The sequence below is a fragment of the Deinococcus maricopensis DSM 21211 genome (genome assembly GCF_000186385.1).
Classification (GTDB): Bacteria; Deinococcota; Deinococci; order Deinococcales; family Deinococcaceae; genus Deinococcus_B; species Deinococcus_B maricopensis.
Genome location: NC_014958.1, coordinates 3,229,784 through 3,245,302, shown reverse-complemented (window position 1 = coordinate 3,245,302; position 15,519 = coordinate 3,229,784). Strand labels below are relative to the sequence as shown.

Below are 15,519 nucleotides of genomic sequence, written 5' to 3'. Positions count from 1 at the left end.
GGCAGCGGTCGCCCCACCGGCGCGCCCGGCGGCCGCCCCAAAATGATGGTCGACCTCGACCCCAGCGGGCAGGTCACGCAACGCGAACCGGACCGCGCGAACCGCCAGTTCCTCAACTACGCCTTCTTCAAACTCGACCCGGCCTTCCGCCGCCTCCCCCGCGACGAGCAGGCCGACATCAAAGCCGAATTCCTCGCCGCCGCCGAAGGCTGGCTCGACCAGAGCGCCGAAAAGGGCCTCATCCAGCGTACGTACAGCCTCACCGGCGTGCGCGGCGACGTGGACTTCATGCTGTGGCGCATCGCGTTCGACGTCCGCGACTTCCAGGACGCCCAGGCGCGCCTCAACCGCACGCGCCTGATGGGGTACCTCACGCAGCCGTACAACTACGTCAGCATGAACAAACGCAGCCAGTACGTGAACCGCGTCGAAGGCAGCGGCCACGGCCTGGAAATCCTGCCCGGCCAGGGGCAGTTCCTGTTCATCTACCCGTTCATCAAGACGCGCGCGTGGTACGACCTCACGCCGCACTCCCGCCAGGGCATGATGGACGAGCACATCTTCGCGTCCACGCCGTTTAAGGGCGTGCGCATCAACACCAGCTACAGCTACGGCATCGACGACCAGGAGTTCGTCGTGAGCTTCGACAGTGACCACCCGCAGGAATTCGTGGACCTCGTGCACCGCCTCCGCTACACCGAGGCGAGCATGTACACCCTGCGTGACGTGCCGATGTTCACCTGCGTGAAAAAGGCCCTGCCGGACCTCCTGAACGACCTCGCCTGACCCCCACCCGGAAAGGGGGCCCGGCGCGCCGGGCCCCCCTTTCGCTGAAGCGCCCACGAACGACTTCAACGAGCACAAGGCCCCCTGAACGCTCGTCCGGGAGCGTTCCCTCCAGTGACTCGGCACGCCCACCAGTCCAGCCCCCTCAGGGCCGACCACCTCGACGCGCGCGGCGTACGTCAGGAGCTGCTCATGCACGGCCTCCCTGGGACGTGCCCGTGCCCTGCTCGCGCGCGGCTGCGCCAGCCCGCACGTCACGCGGCAGCCGTACAGCGCCGGGGACGGGCTGTATGTGAACCGCCAGACCGGCATCGGCGGCGGTTCACCCATGCACAGCGTGTACTTCACGTACCCGTACGAGAACGACCTGAACATCTACATCACCGACCCGTACGGCCAGATCCTGACGCTCACGGCGCGCATGCAGGTGTTCTGGGTGTTCCCGGCGCACGAGTCCGAGCATCAGTTCATCCGGCAGGCCGGCCCGGACGCGGTCGAGGTCCTGGGCTCCGAGCGGAAACCGGCCGTTCACGATTTCCGGCGTGCCCTGGTGGTTTGAAGCCCGGGCAGCGGCGCCGCCTGCCGTTACTCCTCGTAGGCGATGCTGCCCTTCGCGACGAGCTTCAGGGGGACGCGCAGGCTCTGGTCGCCGCGCTGCACGGTGAGCGTCACGGTTTCGCCGATGTGGCGGCGGCGAATCTCGAAGATCACGTCGTTCGCGCTGCGCGTGCGGGTGCCGTCCACGGCGGTGATGATGTCGCCGAAACGGACGACGTTGCCGTCCGCGTCGAGTTTCGGGGCGCGCAGGCCTGCGCGCGCGGCGGGGCCGCCGCGCGGCACGAGCGAGATGACCGCGCCGGGCGGGTCGGTGACGCCGTCGTGCGTGCGGTCGAACGCGATGCCGATGGCGGGCACGTCCTTCTTCTCGCCGGAGCGGAGGCTGCGGTACAGCGCGCCGTTCTGCGTGACGGGCACGGCGTACGACGCGAGCGTCTCGTCCTGGCTGTTCACGCGGATGTAGCTGACGACGCCGATGGCCTCCCCATTCCCGTCGATGATGGGCCCGCCGCTGTCGCCGGGCGCGAGGGGCGCGCTCATTTCGAGCGTGCCGTCCGGGAAGTCCGCTTCGCCGGCGTCGGCGTTCAGGCTGAGCAGGCGGCCCCGGCGAGGTTGCAGGAACTGCTCGCGGCTGTTGCCGATGGCGAGGACCTGCTCGCCCACGCGGGGCGCGCGGGTGGTGACGTTCAGGTACGGGACCTTCCCGCGCGTGCGGATTTTCAGCAGGGCGACGTCGGCGGCGTTGTCGAAGCCGATGAGGTCCGCGCTGAACTTCTGGCCGCTGAAGGTCGTGACCGTGAACAGGCGGCCACCGTCGACGACGTGGTACGCGGTGAGGAGCAGGCCGGCGTCGTTCACGAAGAAGCCGGTGCCGATGCCGATGGCGCCCGCGTCGGTGAGGGTGGTGACGCGGACGGTGGCGGGGCGCGACTTCTGGAACAGGGCGCGCGTGTCGGTGGGGAGTTCTTCGGCGCCGACCACCTGTGGGTTCGGCGTGAGGCGGATGTTCGTCGTGAAGGGCGACGACGCCCGCTCGGGAGCGAGGTACGCCCCCAGAGCGAGCAGGAGCAGGATCACCAGCCACGGCGTGCGGCGCATATGCGTTCACTGTACTGGCCTGCTGCGCGCGCGAGCGTGAGGCATGTCCCCGAGTGCGTGTGGGTGCTCTAGCATGCGGGGCGTGCAGTACTGGTTGTTGAAGAGCGAGCCGGACGTGTTCGGGTACGCCGACCTGGAGCGGGTGGGGGTGGAGCCCTGGAACGGCGTGCGGAATTATCAGGCGCGGAATTTCCTGCGGGCCATGGAGGTCGGGGATCTGGCGCTGTTCTACCATTCGAACGCCACGCCGGCGGGCGTGGCGGGCGTGGCGCGGGTGGTGCGCGCGGCGTACCCGGATGACCTGCAGTTCGATTCGGGCAGCGCGTACTTCGATGCGCGGAGCAGTGCGCTGGAGCCGCGCTGGAGCATGGTGGATGTGGCGCCGGTGCAGGCGTTCCCGCGGGTGCTGAGCCTGGCAGAGGTGCGGGCGTTGCCGGCGTGGGCGGAGTCGCCGTTGGTGCAGCGGGGCACGCGGCTGAGCGTCCTGCCTGTGACAGCGTTGCAATTTCGGGCGGCGCTGGAGGCGGTGGGCGTGTCATCGGGGGCGTGGTAGGGGTGCTGGTGTGCGGCCAGGACGGGTGTAGGGCAATTGTCACGGATTTGTGAGGCGCCGCGCGGCAGAATACGGCATGGAACTTCTGCTGCTGAGCGTGGTCGTGGTCCTGGCTCTCGTCGCTCACCGCGCGGCGCCGCGCGCTGAACGGGCCCTGGTGCCTGTGCGCGTGCGTTCGAACCGCAAGTAACCCTCCTTTCTTCTGTTGATCTCGCGCTCCGCTTCGGCGGAGCGCGTGTTGTTGGTGGGCATGAGGGAACACCTGCGGGGCGGGGGTGGTGGCGCAGAAGGGCAGGGTCTATGCTCTCTCTACCGACCGTACGGTAGAGAGGACATTCATGACAAGAGATGGACAACAAACACTCAAGCGCATTCTCGAAAAAGCGTACGTCCTGATTGCTGAAGGAGGGCTGGACGGCATGGCCCTCGCGGAGCTCGCGCGGCGCGTCGGCATCGCCAAACCCACCCTCTACCACTACTTCCCCTCCAAGGACGACCTGCTGCGCGCCCTGTTCCACGAGGTCTGCCGCGCCGCCGCATTCCCTGCCACCTTCGCCTGGGCCACGTACACCCCCGGAAACTTCCTCGACCGCCTCGCCGAGGACGGCGCCGCGTCCATCGAGGAGCAGCAACGCCACCCCATGTTCTCGCGCGTGCTCCACGAGTACTTCGCGCTCGGCCTGCGCGACCCCCGCTACGCCGACGCCCTGCGCGATCTCGTCCGCGGCTACCATGACGGCTTCCGGGACCTGCTGCGCCACGGCGTGCAGCTCGGCGCGCTCCCGCCCCTCGACGTGAACACGCACGCCGCCTGGCTGGCCTTCACCTTCGACGGCCTCAGCAACGCCGTCCTGATGGGCCTAGACATCGACATCCGCCCCCTCTGGACGCAACAGGTCCGGCGCCTGCTCACCCCGTAAGGAGGCCCCCATGCCCCCCACCACCCCCGTTCGCCTGGACGTCGTGGACGCCCTGCGCGGCTTCGCGCTGCTCGGCATCCTGATCGTCAACATCCTGACCTTCGCCACGCCCTACTACGCCACCGGCATGCCCGACCCGGCCGTCCGCACCCCCCTCGACGCCGCCGCGTACGCCCTGATCACACTGTTGTTCGAAACGAAGTTCTACCTGCTGTTCTCGTTCCTGTTCGGGTACAGCTTCACCCTGCAGATGAACGCCGCCCAGCGCGCCGGCGACCGCTTCGCGCCGCGCATGCTCCGCCGCCACGCCGGCCTGCTGCTGTTTGGCGCCGCGCACGCCCTGCTGCTCTACCACGGCGACATCCTCACCATCTACGCCGCGCTGGGCATCGCGCTGCTCCTCGTCCGCCACTGGACGCCCAGACGCGCCGCCCGCACCGGCGCCGCCCTGATTCTCACGGGCGGCGCCGTGTGGCTGGGGCTGAGCGCCCTCGAAGCGCTCAGCCCCAGCGCGTCCGCCCTCACGTCAAACGCGGACGCGCAGCGCGCCCTGCAGGGCTTCACGGGCACCATCGTCAGCACCGTCCAGCAGCACTGGCGCGAATGGCAGACCGTCTGGCCCACCCTCATCGCCCTGCAGGGCCCCAGCGCCCTCGCGATGTTCCTGCTGGGCCTCGCCGCCGGGAAACGCCAGTTTCTCGCCCGCTGGACCGACTACGACGCGGCCCTCACCCGCGCGCTGCGCTTTATGCTCCCGGTCGGCCTGCTCGGCGCCGCGTTCTACACCTACACCGTCCACGCCCCCGTGCCGTCCGCCCTCGCCACCGCCGGGTTCGCCGTGGACACCCTCACCGCGCCGCTGCTGAGCGCCGCGTACGTCACGCTGTTCCTGCGCGCCGCCCGCGCGTGGCCGACCCTCGTCGCGCGCCTTGCCCCTGCGGGCCGCATGGCCCTCAGCAACTACGTCCTGCAGTCCCTCGCGTGCGCCCTGATTTTCCACGCGTACGGTCTGCGCCTGATGGGCCAACTCGGCATCGCCACCGTCGCCGCCCTCGCGCTGCTGATCTACGCCGCGCAACTGCGCCTGAGCGCCGCGTGGCTCCACCGCGCCCAGTACGGCCCGCTCGAATGGCTGCTGCGCGCCCTGACCCTCTGGACGTGGCCGCCCCTCGCCCGCCGCGCCCGCCCCACCTGACCTCCAGTACCCCCCCAGCCCCACGCCGCCCGGCCCACCGAGCATGAAGGAACGCGCCGCCGGATACCTCAAGGCGCCCTCACGCCCCACCACCGAATCGTCCAGAATGCATTCAGCTTATGACCCGCGCAGACTCCTGGCGAACCCGCCTGAAACACTGGCTCCTGCAGGCGGACACCGCCCAGGCGAAACAAGAAGGATTCTACGAACAGGAGAGCGCTGTCCACGCGCAGCACCACCAGCACCCATGGTGGAAGGTCATGTGCCTGACCGGGGTGGACTACTTCAGCACGCTCGGGTACCAGCCGGGCATTGCGGCCCTCGCCGCCGGCCCCCTCTCACCCATCGCGACGCTCGTGCTGGTACTGGTGACGCTGTTCGGCGCGCTCCCCATGTACCGGCGCGTCGCCCGCGAAAGCCCTCACGGGGACGGCAGCATCAGCATGCTCGAACGCCTGCTGTCGTTCTGGCCCAGCAAGGTCCTCGTGCTCAGCCTCATCGGCTTCGTCGCGACCGGCTTCGTCATCACCATCACGCTGAGCGCCGCCGACGCCGCCGCCCACATGGTCGAGAACCCGTTCCTGCACCGCCTCCTGGACGGCTGGCAGATGCCCATCACGCTCGCGCTCATCGCGCTGCTGGGCGCAGTGTTCCTCAAGGGCTTCAACGAGGCCATCGGCATCGCCGTCGCGCTCGTCATGGTGTACCTCGCCATGAACGTCATCGTCGTCGGCAAGGCCCTGCAGCTCGTCGTCGCGCAGCCCAGCCTGATCGGCAACTGGACGCACACCCTCACAACCACGTACGCCAGCCCGCTCGCGCTGATCGGCGCGGCGCTGCTGGTGTTCCCGCGCCTCGCGCTCGGCCTGTCCGGCTTCGAGACCGGTGTGGTCGTCATGCCCCTCGTCAAGGGCGACCGCAGCGACACCGAAAGCAACCCACGCGGACGCATCAGCAACGGCAAGAAGCTCCTGACCACCGCCGCGCTCATCATGAGCGTCATGCTGATCGGCTCGTCGTTCGTGACGACCCTGCTGATCCCGCCCGAGCAGTTCCAGCCGGGCGGCGAGGCGAGCGGGCGCGCGCTGGCATACCTCGCGCACGAACGCCTCGGGGAGGTGTTCGGCACCGCCTACGACGCCATCACCATCCTGATCCTGTGGTTCGCGGGCGCGAGCGCCATGGCAGGGCTGCTGAACATCGTGCCGCGCTACCTGCCCCGCTACGGCATGGCCCCCGACTGGGCCCGCGCCAACCGCCCCCTCGTCCTGCTCTTCACAGGCGTGTGCTTCCTCGTGACCATCGCGTTCCGCGCGAACGTGGACGCCCAGGCCGGCGCGTACGCCACCGGCGTCCTCGCCCTCATGACCAGCGCCGCTATCGCCGTGACGCTCAGCTGCTACCGTAACGGCGAACGCGGCCTCGGCGTCGCCTTCACGCTCATCAGCCTGATCTTCGTCTACACCAGCGTCGTCACCATCGCCGAACGCCCCGAGGGCCTGTACATCGCGCTGCTGTTCGTCGCAGCCATCCTGGTCGTCAGCATCGCCTCGCGTGTCGTCCGCGCCACCGAACTCCGCGCCGACCGCGTCGAACTGGACCACACCGCGCAGTACTTCCTGCTGCAGCACGGCGAGCGTCCCCTGCGGTTCATCGCCAACCACCTCGACGCCGGCGACACCGACGAGTACCGCCTCAAGGAACTCGAGGTGCGGTACGACACGCACATTCCCGGCGGCGACCCCGTCCTGTTCCTCGAAGTGGAAGTCAGCGACGCCAGCGCCTTCAGCGACGTCGTGGACGTGCAGGGCGTCGCCGTCGGGCAGTACCAGGTGCTGCGCGCGCGCGGCGCGAGCGTCCCGAACACCATCGCGGCGTTCCTGCTGCAGGTCCGCGACATCACCGGCATCCCCCCGCACGTGTACTTCGAATGGGACGAGGACGGCCCCATCAAGAACGCCCTGCGCTTCATCGTGGCCGGGGAAGGGGACATCCCGCCGCTCACGCACGAAGTGCTCCGGCAGGCCGAACCCGACCAGAAACGCCGCCCGGTCGTGCACGTCGGCGGGTAACGCCAGCGCGGGTCACCGAGGAGCGCCCCGGCAGGCGCTCCTCATCATTTGGACGCCGCGCCCACCGGGATTTCCCGTGGTTGCGAGCGGGGGAGAGGGCAACATACTCACCCGGAGAACATGAGCAGCGTGAAGAATATTAAGGTTATGGTGGACACCCTCGACGCGCAGCACCCCGCCCCCGCAGACCCCCAGGCCCAGCAGCTCTACCCCCTCGGTGACGGCATCGGCAGCGTCGCCCTCGTCCAGCACATCGGCGACGACAAAATGATCGTCAACGCCGCCCGCGTCAGCTTCGGCGGCGACAACACCAAACCCCTCGACGCGCGCGACGAGAAACTCCTCCGCTACCTCCTGCGCGAGCACCACGGCAGCCCCTTCGAGCACAACCTCATCACCTTCAAGGTCGTCTGCCCGATCTTCGTGGACCGCCAGATGGTCCGCCACCGCGTCGGCGTCAGCAAAAACGAAATCAGCGGCCGCTACGTCGAAATGCAGGAACGCGGCTACCAACCCACCGAATTCCGCAAGCAGGCCCCCAGCAACCGCCAGGCCAGCGTCGAGGACGACGGCACCCTCGACCAGGGCAAAGCCGCCCAAGTCTGGGCGGACGCCTGGCGGAACGCCTTCGGCGCGTACCAGGACCTCCTGACCCTCGGCGTCACCCGCGAACAGGCGCGCGGCGTGCTCCCCCAGGCGCTCTACACCGAGTCGTACTACACCTTCAACGTCCGCAGCCTGCTGCACTTCCTCGAACTCCGCGACCACAACGGCGCGCAGTACGAGACGCGCCTGTACGCCCGCGCCATGGCGGAACTCGCCGAACCGCTGTTCCCCGTCACCTTCAGCGCCTGGCGCGAACTGCAGAAGCACTGAACAGGCCGCAGCACGCAGGAGGGGGCCGTTGCCACACGCCGCAACGACCCCCTCCTGCCATACGGAGGCGTGCCCCCACTTCTGCTGGCCGTCAGTGGCCTGCCTCCGGCAAGACCGTCCTGGCCACCACGCTCGCTACCAGGCGACGGCTGTGCTGGAGATTTCTACCGCGGGATCAGCGAACCGAGCATCCGGGCGCTCACCGAGCGGTCCGGCGCGCGACTGCTACAGGTGGGCTGCCAGGAGGGGCGGCGTCGGCACGCGGAGCAGCCATTCGACCATGCCGAACGGCCCGGGCAGGCGTGCGGGACGCCCCTCGCGCTCCCCGCGCTGCGTGGCCCTCCGCCCTCCCGGCACACTGAACTGCCGCCACGCACAGGCACAAGCGGGGGCGGCGCCGTCAGCGCCGCCCCCTGCCGCTTGCCTCAGTTCCAGCGTCCGCCGCGGCCTGGCTGTTTCATCTCGGGTTCCGGCGCGGCGTAGCTCTCCTCCGCGCGGGAAAGCTTCTTGCGGCCGTACAGGCCTTCCAGGATGAACTCGGCAGCGGCGACGCGCACGGCGTCCCGCGCGTCACCGGCCACGTCCACTGCGAGGTCTGCGAGGCCCGGCACGTCCCGCGCGGCGCTCATGGCGGCGCGCGCATCCCCGGCCTGCGGGAAGCGGAACACGTTGCCGTCCGCGAACCACTTCTCCAGGTCGCGCGTGTCCGCGGACGAGAACCGGCGCGCGTACACCTGCCCGGCGGCCTTGCGGATCACCTCGCGGGCGACGTTCTCTGCGCCTTTGAGTTCGCCCTCGTACTCGAGTTCCATCTTGCCGGTGATGGCGGGCAGGCCCGCGTAGATGTCCGCGACGCGCACGACCGGGTCGTCGCCGCCCGTGAGGGCGCGCACCTCGGCGTTCGCGCTGGCGAGTTCCATCAGGCTGATGGGGAGGCGCTGCGACACGCCGCTGAGCTTGTCCACGCGGTTGTCCTCGCGCGCCTGGAACGCGATCTCCTCGATGAGTTCCGCGATGAAGGTCGGCACGACGACGCTGGGGTCGCGGTACGCTTCCTGCGCGGTGATGTCCATGCCGAGGTCCACGGTGCGGGGGTAGTGCGTGCGGATTTCGCTGCCGATGCGGTCCTTGAGGGGCGTGACGATCTTGCCGCGCGCGGTGTAGTCCTCGGGGTTCGCGCTGAACACCAGCATCACGTCCAGTTCGAGGCGCACGGGGTAACCCTTAATCTGCACGTCGCCTTCCTGGAGGATGTTGAACAGCGCCACCTGCACTTTCGGCGCGAGGTCCGCGAGTTCGTTCACGGCGAAGATGCCGCGGTTCGCGCGCGGCAGCAGCCCGAAGTGCATGGCGCGCACGTCGCCGAGGGCGGTGCCGAGGCGCGCGGCCTTGATGGGGTCCACGTCGCCGATCAGGTCCGCGACGGTCACGTCGGGCGTGGCGAGCTTCTCGACGTAGCGTTCCTCGCGGGGAATCCAGCGGATTTCCAGGCGGTCGCCGTACTCGCGCAGGAGCTCCTGCCCGTGCGCGCTGATGGGGTTGAGGGGGTCGTCGTTGATGTCGCTCGCGTTGATGGCGGGCACGGTCTCGTCGAGCAGGTTCGTGATGGCGCGCAGGATGCGGCTTTTCGCCTGGCCGCGCAGGCCGAGCAGGATGAAGTTCTGCCGGGCCAGCAGGGCGTTCACGAGTTGCGGCACGACGGTCTCGTCGTAGCCGACGACGCCCGGGAAGAGGTTCTCCTTCGCGCGGAGTTTACGGATGAGGTTGTCACGGACTTCGTCTTGCACGAGGCGCGTGCGGCCGTCGAACGGCGCGCGGCCCTGGTAGGCGGGAAGTTGCAGCAGTTCACCGACGGTGTTGGCTTGCATGACCACCGCACCGTACCATCCGCGTTCGCGCGGAACTGTGCCGGATGTTCGCGTGCGCTAGCCTGAGCGCATGTTCCGCCCTGGCCCACCGCCGTCCCGCGTGCCGAACCTGTCGCTGGGCGGCCTGAACGGCGCGTCGTCCCGCGCGGAGCGCCGCATGGGCTGGGCGGCCGCGGGGCTGCTGGCGGTCGCGGGCGTGCTGCGCGCGCTGCCGTGGGCGCCGGGTGGGGCGCTGGCGGCGGGCCTGTCCGCCTTGGCGCTCCTGCTGCTCGCGGTGCACACGGACGCGTACGGGTACGCGCGGACGCGTCCGGTGGCGTGGCGCGGCGTGGCGGCGCACGCGCTCACGGGGGTGCCGGTGGCGCTCGCGTTCGCGCTGCGCAGCGCGCCGCTCGACACGTCCGGGGTGCACGCGGCCCTGCTGGGCACGCTCGGTGTGCTGCTCGGCGCGTTTCTGGTGGCGTTCGCCACCGCGAAACTCAAGCTGTTCCTGGGGGGCGCGCGCCTGACCGTGCGGCTGCTGCTGGGGGCGCTGCCGGGCGCGGCCCTGGGCGCGGTCATGCCGGCGCTCACGCCGTGGCCGTTCGTGGCGCTGCTGCTCGCGCCGCTCGGCGCGGCCCTGGCGCGGCGCCTGAAACGCCGCGCGGGCGTTGACCCGCTGGATTGGGACACCGACTTCAACCCGTTGCTGGTGCGGTAGCGCCCGGGACGTGCGGCCTCACACGCACCTGTTACCCTAAGGCGTACATGAAACGCACGTTCCTCCTGACCGCGCTCGCCGTCTCCCTCGCCGCCTGCAACAAAGGCGGCATTGAGGGCGTCCAGACCTTCGACTACAAGGGCGGCGAACACCGCGAAGGCCAGATTCAGTACGCGCAGACGCCTCCCGCCGGCGGCCCGCACAACCCGACGTGGCAGACGTGCGCCGTGTACGACCAGCCCATCTACAACGAGTACGGCGTGCACAGCCTGGAGCACGGCGCCGTGTGGGTCACGTACCGCGCGGACCTCGGCGCGGACGCCATCGCGAAACTCAAGACCCTGGTGGACGGCCACAGCTACGCGCTCCTCAGCCCCTACCCGGACCTGCCGCACCCGGTCGTGATCAGCGCGTGGAATGCGCAGCTCGCGGTGGACAGTGCGGACGATAACCGCCTCAAGGCGTTCCTCGACAAGTACGAGCAGGGCTCGAACGCGCCGGAGCGCGGCGCGAGCTGCACCGGCTTCAACGGCACGCAGGGCGACTGATGGACCTCGCGGCGGCCCGCACGGCCCTGCGCGCCGCGCGCCGCGTGGCGGTCCTGACGGGCGCGGGCGTCAGCGCGGAAAGCGGCATCCCGACGTTCCGCGACGCCCAGACGGGCCACTGGGCGCGGTTCAGCCCGGAGGACCTTGCCAGTCTGGACGCGTACGCCCGCGACCCGGACACCGTGTGGGCGTGGTACGCGGGCCGGTACGCGGACGTGACGCGCGCCCGCCCGAACGCCGCGCACACCGCGCTCGCCGCCCTGCAGGCGCGCGTGGGCGAGGGGTTCACGCTCGTCACGCAGAACGTGGACGGCCTGCACGCCCGCGCGGGCAGCGTGGGCGTCGTGGAACTCCACGGGAACCTCACGACGGCCCGCTGCGAAACCTGCGGGTACGTGCAGGCCCTTCCGGACCCGGACGCCTTCACGCCGCCGCCTGCGTGCGCCCGCTGCGGGCACCGCATGCGCCCGAACGTCGTGTGGTTCGGGGAGTTGCTGCCCGAAGCTGCGCTCGATGCCGCCGCGCGCGCGTTCGAAAGCGCCGAGGTGGCCCTGGTGATCGGCACCAGCAGCGTCGTGCAGCCCGCTGCGAGCCTCGCGCTGCTCACCGCCGAGGCCGGCGGGACGATCATCGAGATCAACCCGGAACGCACGCCTCTGAGCGCCTGGGCGGCCCTGACCCTGCACGAACGCGCGGGCGAAGGCCTTCAGCAGCTCCTGCACGCGTAAAGAGAGGGGGCGCTGCGCGGCGCCCCCAACCCTCACCCGAGCTCGTGGTACTGCCCGCGGAAGTACACCAGCGGGTCATCGTCCGTGTAGCGGCTGTACTGCACCTCGCCGATGAACAGCGTGTGATCCCCGGCGGGCACCACCTGCACCTTGCGGCACACCAGCTGCGCAATCGCGCCGCTGATGAGCGGCAGGCCCTCGTGGTCCATCCACGGGATGTCCAGCGCGCTGTCCGGGCGCCCACCGAAGTGGTTGCTGAGCGCGCGCTGCGAGGCGTGCAGGATGCTTACCCCGAAGCGGTCCACGCCGTCCAGCACCGCGTGCATCTGTGCGGTCGTGGCGACACTCACCAGAATCAGCGGCGGCTCCAGGCTCACGCTCAGGAACGCGCTCGCGGTCATGCCGCGCCGCTCCCCCCCGTGGTCCGCGGTGATGACGGTAACGCCGCTCGCGAAACGCCCGAGCGTCTGACGGAATTCATGCGCGGGAATGCCCATACGCGGAGTATCGCACACCACCCCGCGCCGCCTCCGCCATTCGGCGGAGGCGAAAACGGCGCGCGTTACACTGCCCGCATGACACAACCGACCGAACGTTCGCTGGTGGACCAGACGCTCGCGCTCGACCCGCACCTCGCCACCTGGGGCGCGTACCAGGACCGCGCGCAGGCCCTGCTCGACGCGCCCCTCAGCGCCGAAACCGTGCCCGAGTGGGTGCAGGCGTGGAGTGACCTGAGTGCCGACATGGGCGAGGCCCGCACCAGCCTCAGCGTCTACGCTGACCTGCACACCGGCGATGACGACGCCCGCACGCGCCTCATGACCTTCCTCGAAACGGTCATGCCGCAGGCCGAACGCCTCAACCAGGCGCTCAAGGAAAAACTCCTCGCCGTGCCGGACTTCACGCCCGCGCCGGACTTCGCGCAGGCGTACCGCCGCTTCCGCGACGAAGCCGACCTGTTCCGCGAAGCGAACGTCGAGCTCGGCGTCACACACGAAGCGCAGATGAACCGCTACGGCGTCATCACCGGCAACCAGAAAGTGCACCTGAACGGCGAGGACCTCACCGTCCCGCAGGCCACGCAGCACCTCGAACGGCCCGACCGTGACGCCCGCGAGCGCGCCTGGCGCGCCCTCGCCGACAGCAAACAGGGCGTCGCCGCGGACCTCGACGCGCTGATGCTCGAGCTGCTCCGCACGCGCCGCCAGCTCGCCCGCAACGCCGACCTGAGCGACTACCGCGCGTACGCCTGGCGTGAACTCGACCGCGTCGACTACACCCCCCAAGACTGCCTCGACTTCCACGACGCCATCCGCACCGAAGCCGTCCCGCTCGCCGCGACTATTGTGCGGGACATCGCCGCCGCCCTGAACCTCGACACCGTCCGCCCCTGGGACTACCACCGCGGCGCGCTCCTCGACCCGCACCGCCGTGAACCGCTGCAACCCTTCAGCGGCGGCGCGGACCTCGAAGACAAGGCGCAGCGCACCTTCGACGCGCTCGACGCCGAACTCGGCGAGCAGTTCCGCACGCTCCGTACCGGCTACATGGACCTCGAGAGCCGCGAAGGCAAGATGAGCCACGCGTACTGCGCGTTCTTCCCGCGCCGCGCCGTCCCGTTCGTGCTCATGAACGTCGTCGGCACCGCCAACGACGTGAACGTCCTGATGCACGAAACCGGGCACGCCTTCCACGGCTTCGCGAGCGGCCAGTCGCAACGCCTCGTATGGAACACCTGGAGCCCCATCGAGTTCGTCGAAATTCCCAGCATGGGCATGGAGTTCCTGACGCTCGACCACATGAGCCACATCTACACACCCGAGGAGCGCGCGCGCGTCCTCACACAGCAACTCCAGGGGCTGATCGTGTTCCTGCCGTGGGCCGCGCAAATGGACGCCTTCCAGCACTGGCTGTACACCGAAGCGCCCGAAGACGTGAGCGTGGCGGACCTCGACGCGAAATGGCTGGAACTGGACCGCGCCTTCCACCCGTGGGTGGACTGGGACGGCCTGAACATGGACCACATGCGCGCCAAAGGCTGGCAGTACTACCACATCTTCCGCGCGCCCTTCTACTACCTCGAGTACGCGATGTGCTACCTCGGCGCGCTCGCGCTGTGGCGCGGCGCGCTCGACGACGCGCCCGCCGCCCTGGCCCGCTACAAGGCCGCGCTGCGCCTCGGCAACAGCGTCGGCGTGCCTGACCTGTACCGCGCCGCCGGCCTGGAGTTCCGCTTCGACCGCGCGTACCTGCGCGGCCTGATGGACTTCGCCACCGCCAAACTGAGCGACACCACCGCGCGCCACTGACCGGCGGCGTTCACGGGGGCCCGGCCGGGCCCCCGCCTCAGGGCGCGGACTGCGCGTCGGCGGCGCGAGCGGGCAATTCCAGCACGCGGTACCCGTAGGCGTTCACGACGCGCGCGCCGCTGGCCTCATCGGTGTACTCGAGTTTCTTGCCCTCGTACTCGTGAATGTGGCCGTGCACGACCAGGCGGGGCCGCCGGGCGCGCACGAACGCCGTGATGTGCGGGCACCCGCGGTGCGCGTGGTCGCTGCCCGCGTGCGGCCCGAGCGGCGGCGCGTGCGTGAGCAGCACATCGATGGGCGCGCGGCCCGCGCGCACCCCCAACACCCCCAGTCCCCAGCGGGCCTGCCAGTCCGTGTACTGCCCGTCGCCCTTCTCGCGGTACTTCGGCACGCCCCCCCACCCGGCCACGCGCAGGCCCGCGGCGGTCACGACGCGGCCATGCACGTTCGTGACGCCGCGCGGCTCGCGCCGCCCGTCCCCCTCGTTCACGTACTCGTTCGCGTGATTGCCGGGCACGTACAGCACCGGCACCGGCAACTTCGTAGCGATGAACTCCAGGTAGTACCCGGGGACGTCACCGGCCACCAGCACCACGTCCACGTTCGGGACGCCCTGCGGGAAGCCCTCGCGGTACACGAACGGGTGAACGTAATCAGCCAGCAGCAGCAGTCGTAAGGGTGGGGGCGTCTCGGTCATGACGGTCCAGGTTGCGGTCGTGACAGGCATTGTACGCGTCGGCGTGCCCGGGCGGGCCACGCGGTCCAGACGCCCGGCGCGTTACCCTGCGGGCATGACTGTGTCCGACCGGCTGGAAACGCCGCGCCTGTGGCTGCTGCCCACCTCCCTGGACGTGGTGCGCGCGCGCCTCACGCACGACACGTTCCGCATGACGCTCGACGGCGTGCCCGTGCACTTCCCGAGCGCCTGGCCCGGCGACGCGCTCGCGCTGTTCCCGGTCCTGCTGCGCGCCCAGTTCACGGCCGGGCAGTACACGCTCGTGGACCGCGCGTCCCATGAGGCGGTCGGGCAGCTCGGCATGAAGGGCGGCCCGGACGCCGCCGGCCACGTGGAAATCGGGTACGGCCTGACCCCGGACGCGCGCGGACGTGGCCTCGCCACCGAAGCGGTCGGGGCGCTGTGCGCGCACCTGCTCTCCCAGGACGTCATCCGGGCCGTCACGGCGGAAACCACGCCGGAGAACGCCGCGTCGCAACGGGTCCTGCAGAAGGTCGGCTTCCGGCAGACGGGCGCGCGCAGCGAACCGGACGACGGACCGCTGCTGCAATGGACGCTGGCGCGCCCCTGAG

16 protein-coding genes are annotated in these 15,519 nt (G+C 70.0%); 12 read left to right on the top strand and 4 right to left on the bottom strand.

The window, feature by feature from the left end; genetic code table 11:
* The first annotated feature begins 42 nt into the window (after positions 1-42).
* Complete coding sequence (locus DEIMA_RS15350; protein WP_043817476.1) at positions 43-786, top strand: chlorite dismutase family protein; 744 nt, start codon at positions 43-45, stop codon at positions 784-786.
* Between the two features lie 292 nt (positions 787-1,078).
* Positions 1,079-1,345: a suppressor of fused domain protein gene (locus DEIMA_RS15345; protein ID WP_043816835.1), complete on the top strand. Its 267-nt coding sequence runs from the start codon at positions 1,079-1,081 to the stop codon at positions 1,343-1,345.
* Positions 1,346-1,371: 26 nt separating this feature from the next.
* On the opposite strand, the gene DEIMA_RS15340 is transcribed toward DEIMA_RS15345, so the two are convergent.
* Positions 1,372-2,442 carry a S1C family serine protease gene (locus tag DEIMA_RS15340; RefSeq protein WP_013558195.1) on the bottom strand — a complete coding sequence of 357 codons (1,071 nt, stop codon included), beginning with the start codon at positions 2,440-2,442 and terminating at the stop codon, positions 1,372-1,374.
* A 73-nt stretch (positions 2,443-2,515) separates the two neighbouring features.
* Between DEIMA_RS15340 and DEIMA_RS15335 the strand changes: the two genes are divergently transcribed.
* The 5 genes from DEIMA_RS15335 to thyX all read left to right on the top strand — a co-directional run bounded on the left by DEIMA_RS15335 (position 2,516) and on the right by thyX (position 8,058).
* Positions 2,516-2,995, top strand: coding sequence for an EVE domain-containing protein (locus tag DEIMA_RS15335; protein WP_013558194.1), 480 nt, complete (start codon positions 2,516-2,518; stop codon positions 2,993-2,995).
* 338 nt (positions 2,996-3,333) lie between these two features.
* Entirely contained in the window at positions 3,334-3,915 is a 582-nt protein-coding gene (locus DEIMA_RS15330) for a TetR/AcrR family transcriptional regulator (protein ID WP_013558193.1), read from the top strand.
* 10 nt (positions 3,916-3,925) lie between these two features.
* On the top strand, positions 3,926-5,110 hold the full coding sequence (locus tag DEIMA_RS15325; protein WP_013558192.1) for a DUF418 domain-containing protein: 1,185 nt from the start codon (positions 3,926-3,928) through the stop codon (positions 5,108-5,110).
* Between the two features lie 119 nt (positions 5,111-5,229).
* Positions 5,230-7,182 carry an APC family permease gene (locus tag DEIMA_RS15320; protein WP_013558191.1) on the top strand — a complete coding sequence of 651 codons (1,953 nt, stop codon included), beginning with the start codon at positions 5,230-5,232 and terminating at the stop codon, positions 7,180-7,182.
* A gap of 120 nt (positions 7,183-7,302) precedes the next feature.
* Positions 7,303-8,058 (top strand): FAD-dependent thymidylate synthase, encoded by a 756-nt coding sequence (gene thyX, locus DEIMA_RS15315; RefSeq protein ID WP_013558190.1) that lies wholly within the window; start codon positions 7,303-7,305, stop codon positions 8,056-8,058.
* 425 nt (positions 8,059-8,483) lie between these two features.
* Here thyX and DEIMA_RS15310 read toward each other — a convergent pair whose 3' ends face one another.
* Complete coding sequence (locus DEIMA_RS15310) at positions 8,484-9,926, bottom strand: sigma 54-interacting transcriptional regulator (protein ID WP_013558189.1); 1,443 nt, start codon at positions 9,924-9,926, stop codon at positions 8,484-8,486.
* A 70-nt stretch (positions 9,927-9,996) separates the two neighbouring features.
* Between DEIMA_RS15310 and DEIMA_RS15305 the strand changes: the two genes are divergently transcribed.
* The 3 genes from DEIMA_RS15305 to DEIMA_RS15295 are packed head-to-tail and all read left to right on the top strand — an operon-like array spanning position 9,997 to position 11,902.
* A complete protein-coding gene (locus DEIMA_RS15305; protein ID WP_013558188.1) occupies positions 9,997-10,626 on the top strand; it encodes a hypothetical protein in 630 nt (209 codons plus the stop codon).
* 47 nt (positions 10,627-10,673) lie between these two features.
* Positions 10,674-11,174 (top strand): thioredoxin-like domain-containing protein, encoded by a 501-nt coding sequence (locus DEIMA_RS15300; protein WP_013558187.1) that lies wholly within the window; start codon positions 10,674-10,676, stop codon positions 11,172-11,174.
* The gene (locus DEIMA_RS15295; RefSeq protein ID WP_013558186.1) at positions 11,174-11,902 is read left to right on the top strand and encodes an SIR2 family NAD-dependent protein deacylase; all 729 of its coding nucleotides are present in this window, start codon (positions 11,174-11,176) and stop codon (positions 11,900-11,902) included. The genes DEIMA_RS15300 and DEIMA_RS15295 overlap by 1 nt, the downstream gene beginning before the upstream one ends.
* Positions 11,903-11,934: 32 nt before the next feature.
* Here DEIMA_RS15295 and DEIMA_RS15290 read toward each other — a convergent pair whose 3' ends face one another.
* Positions 11,935-12,399 carry a flavin reductase family protein gene (locus DEIMA_RS15290; RefSeq protein ID WP_013558185.1) on the bottom strand — a complete coding sequence of 155 codons (465 nt, stop codon included), beginning with the start codon at positions 12,397-12,399 and terminating at the stop codon, positions 11,935-11,937.
* A gap of 78 nt (positions 12,400-12,477) precedes the next feature.
* Between DEIMA_RS15290 and DEIMA_RS15285 the strand changes: the two genes are divergently transcribed.
* On the top strand, positions 12,478-14,211 hold the full coding sequence (locus tag DEIMA_RS15285) for a M3 family oligoendopeptidase (protein ID WP_013558184.1): 1,734 nt from the start codon (positions 12,478-12,480) through the stop codon (positions 14,209-14,211).
* A 37-nt stretch (positions 14,212-14,248) separates the two neighbouring features.
* Here DEIMA_RS15285 and DEIMA_RS15280 read toward each other — a convergent pair whose 3' ends face one another.
* Positions 14,249-14,908, bottom strand: coding sequence for a metallophosphoesterase family protein (locus DEIMA_RS15280; RefSeq protein ID WP_013558183.1), 660 nt, complete (start codon positions 14,906-14,908; stop codon positions 14,249-14,251).
* A gap of 94 nt (positions 14,909-15,002) precedes the next feature.
* Here DEIMA_RS15280 and DEIMA_RS15275 point away from each other — a divergent pair, with 94 nt between their 5' ends.
* Positions 15,003-15,518 carry a GNAT family N-acetyltransferase gene (locus tag DEIMA_RS15275; RefSeq protein ID WP_013558182.1) on the top strand — a complete coding sequence of 172 codons (516 nt, stop codon included), beginning with the start codon at positions 15,003-15,005 and terminating at the stop codon, positions 15,516-15,518.
* The last annotated feature ends 1 nt before the right edge of the window (position 15,519 follow it).

What these genes read in the sequence shown, in the direction of transcription:
- DEIMA_RS15350 (WP_043817476.1), top strand. Translation starts at nt 43, where the DNA reads ATGATGGTCGACCTCGACCCCAGCGGGCAGGTCACGCAACGCGAACCG.
- DEIMA_RS15340 (WP_013558195.1), bottom strand. Translation starts at nt 2,442, where the DNA reads ATGCGCCGCACGCCGTGGCTGGTGATCCTGCTCCTGCTCGCTCTGGGG.
- DEIMA_RS15335 (WP_013558194.1), top strand. Translation starts at nt 2,516, where the DNA reads ATGCGGGGCGTGCAGTACTGGTTGTTGAAGAGCGAGCCGGACGTGTTC.
- DEIMA_RS15330 (WP_013558193.1), top strand. Translation starts at nt 3,334, where the DNA reads ATGACAAGAGATGGACAACAAACACTCAAGCGCATTCTCGAAAAAGCG.
- DEIMA_RS15325 (WP_013558192.1), top strand. Translation starts at nt 3,926, where the DNA reads ATGCCCCCCACCACCCCCGTTCGCCTGGACGTCGTGGACGCCCTGCGC.
- DEIMA_RS15320 (WP_013558191.1), top strand. Translation starts at nt 5,230, where the DNA reads ATGACCCGCGCAGACTCCTGGCGAACCCGCCTGAAACACTGGCTCCTG.
- thyX (WP_013558190.1), top strand. Translation starts at nt 7,303, where the DNA reads ATGAGCAGCGTGAAGAATATTAAGGTTATGGTGGACACCCTCGACGCG.
- DEIMA_RS15310 (WP_013558189.1), bottom strand. Translation starts at nt 9,926, where the DNA reads ATGCAAGCCAACACCGTCGGTGAACTGCTGCAACTTCCCGCCTACCAG.
- DEIMA_RS15305 (WP_013558188.1), top strand. Translation starts at nt 9,997, where the DNA reads ATGTTCCGCCCTGGCCCACCGCCGTCCCGCGTGCCGAACCTGTCGCTG.
- DEIMA_RS15300 (WP_013558187.1), top strand. Translation starts at nt 10,674, where the DNA reads ATGAAACGCACGTTCCTCCTGACCGCGCTCGCCGTCTCCCTCGCCGCC.
- DEIMA_RS15295 (WP_013558186.1), top strand. Translation starts at nt 11,174, where the DNA reads ATGGACCTCGCGGCGGCCCGCACGGCCCTGCGCGCCGCGCGCCGCGTG.
- DEIMA_RS15290 (WP_013558185.1), bottom strand. Translation starts at nt 12,399, where the DNA reads ATGGGCATTCCCGCGCATGAATTCCGTCAGACGCTCGGGCGTTTCGCG.
- DEIMA_RS15285 (WP_013558184.1), top strand. Translation starts at nt 12,478, where the DNA reads ATGACACAACCGACCGAACGTTCGCTGGTGGACCAGACGCTCGCGCTC.
- DEIMA_RS15280 (WP_013558183.1), bottom strand. Translation starts at nt 14,908, where the DNA reads ATGACCGAGACGCCCCCACCCTTACGACTGCTGCTGCTGGCTGATTAC.
- DEIMA_RS15275 (WP_013558182.1), top strand. Translation starts at nt 15,003, where the DNA reads ATGACTGTGTCCGACCGGCTGGAAACGCCGCGCCTGTGGCTGCTGCCC.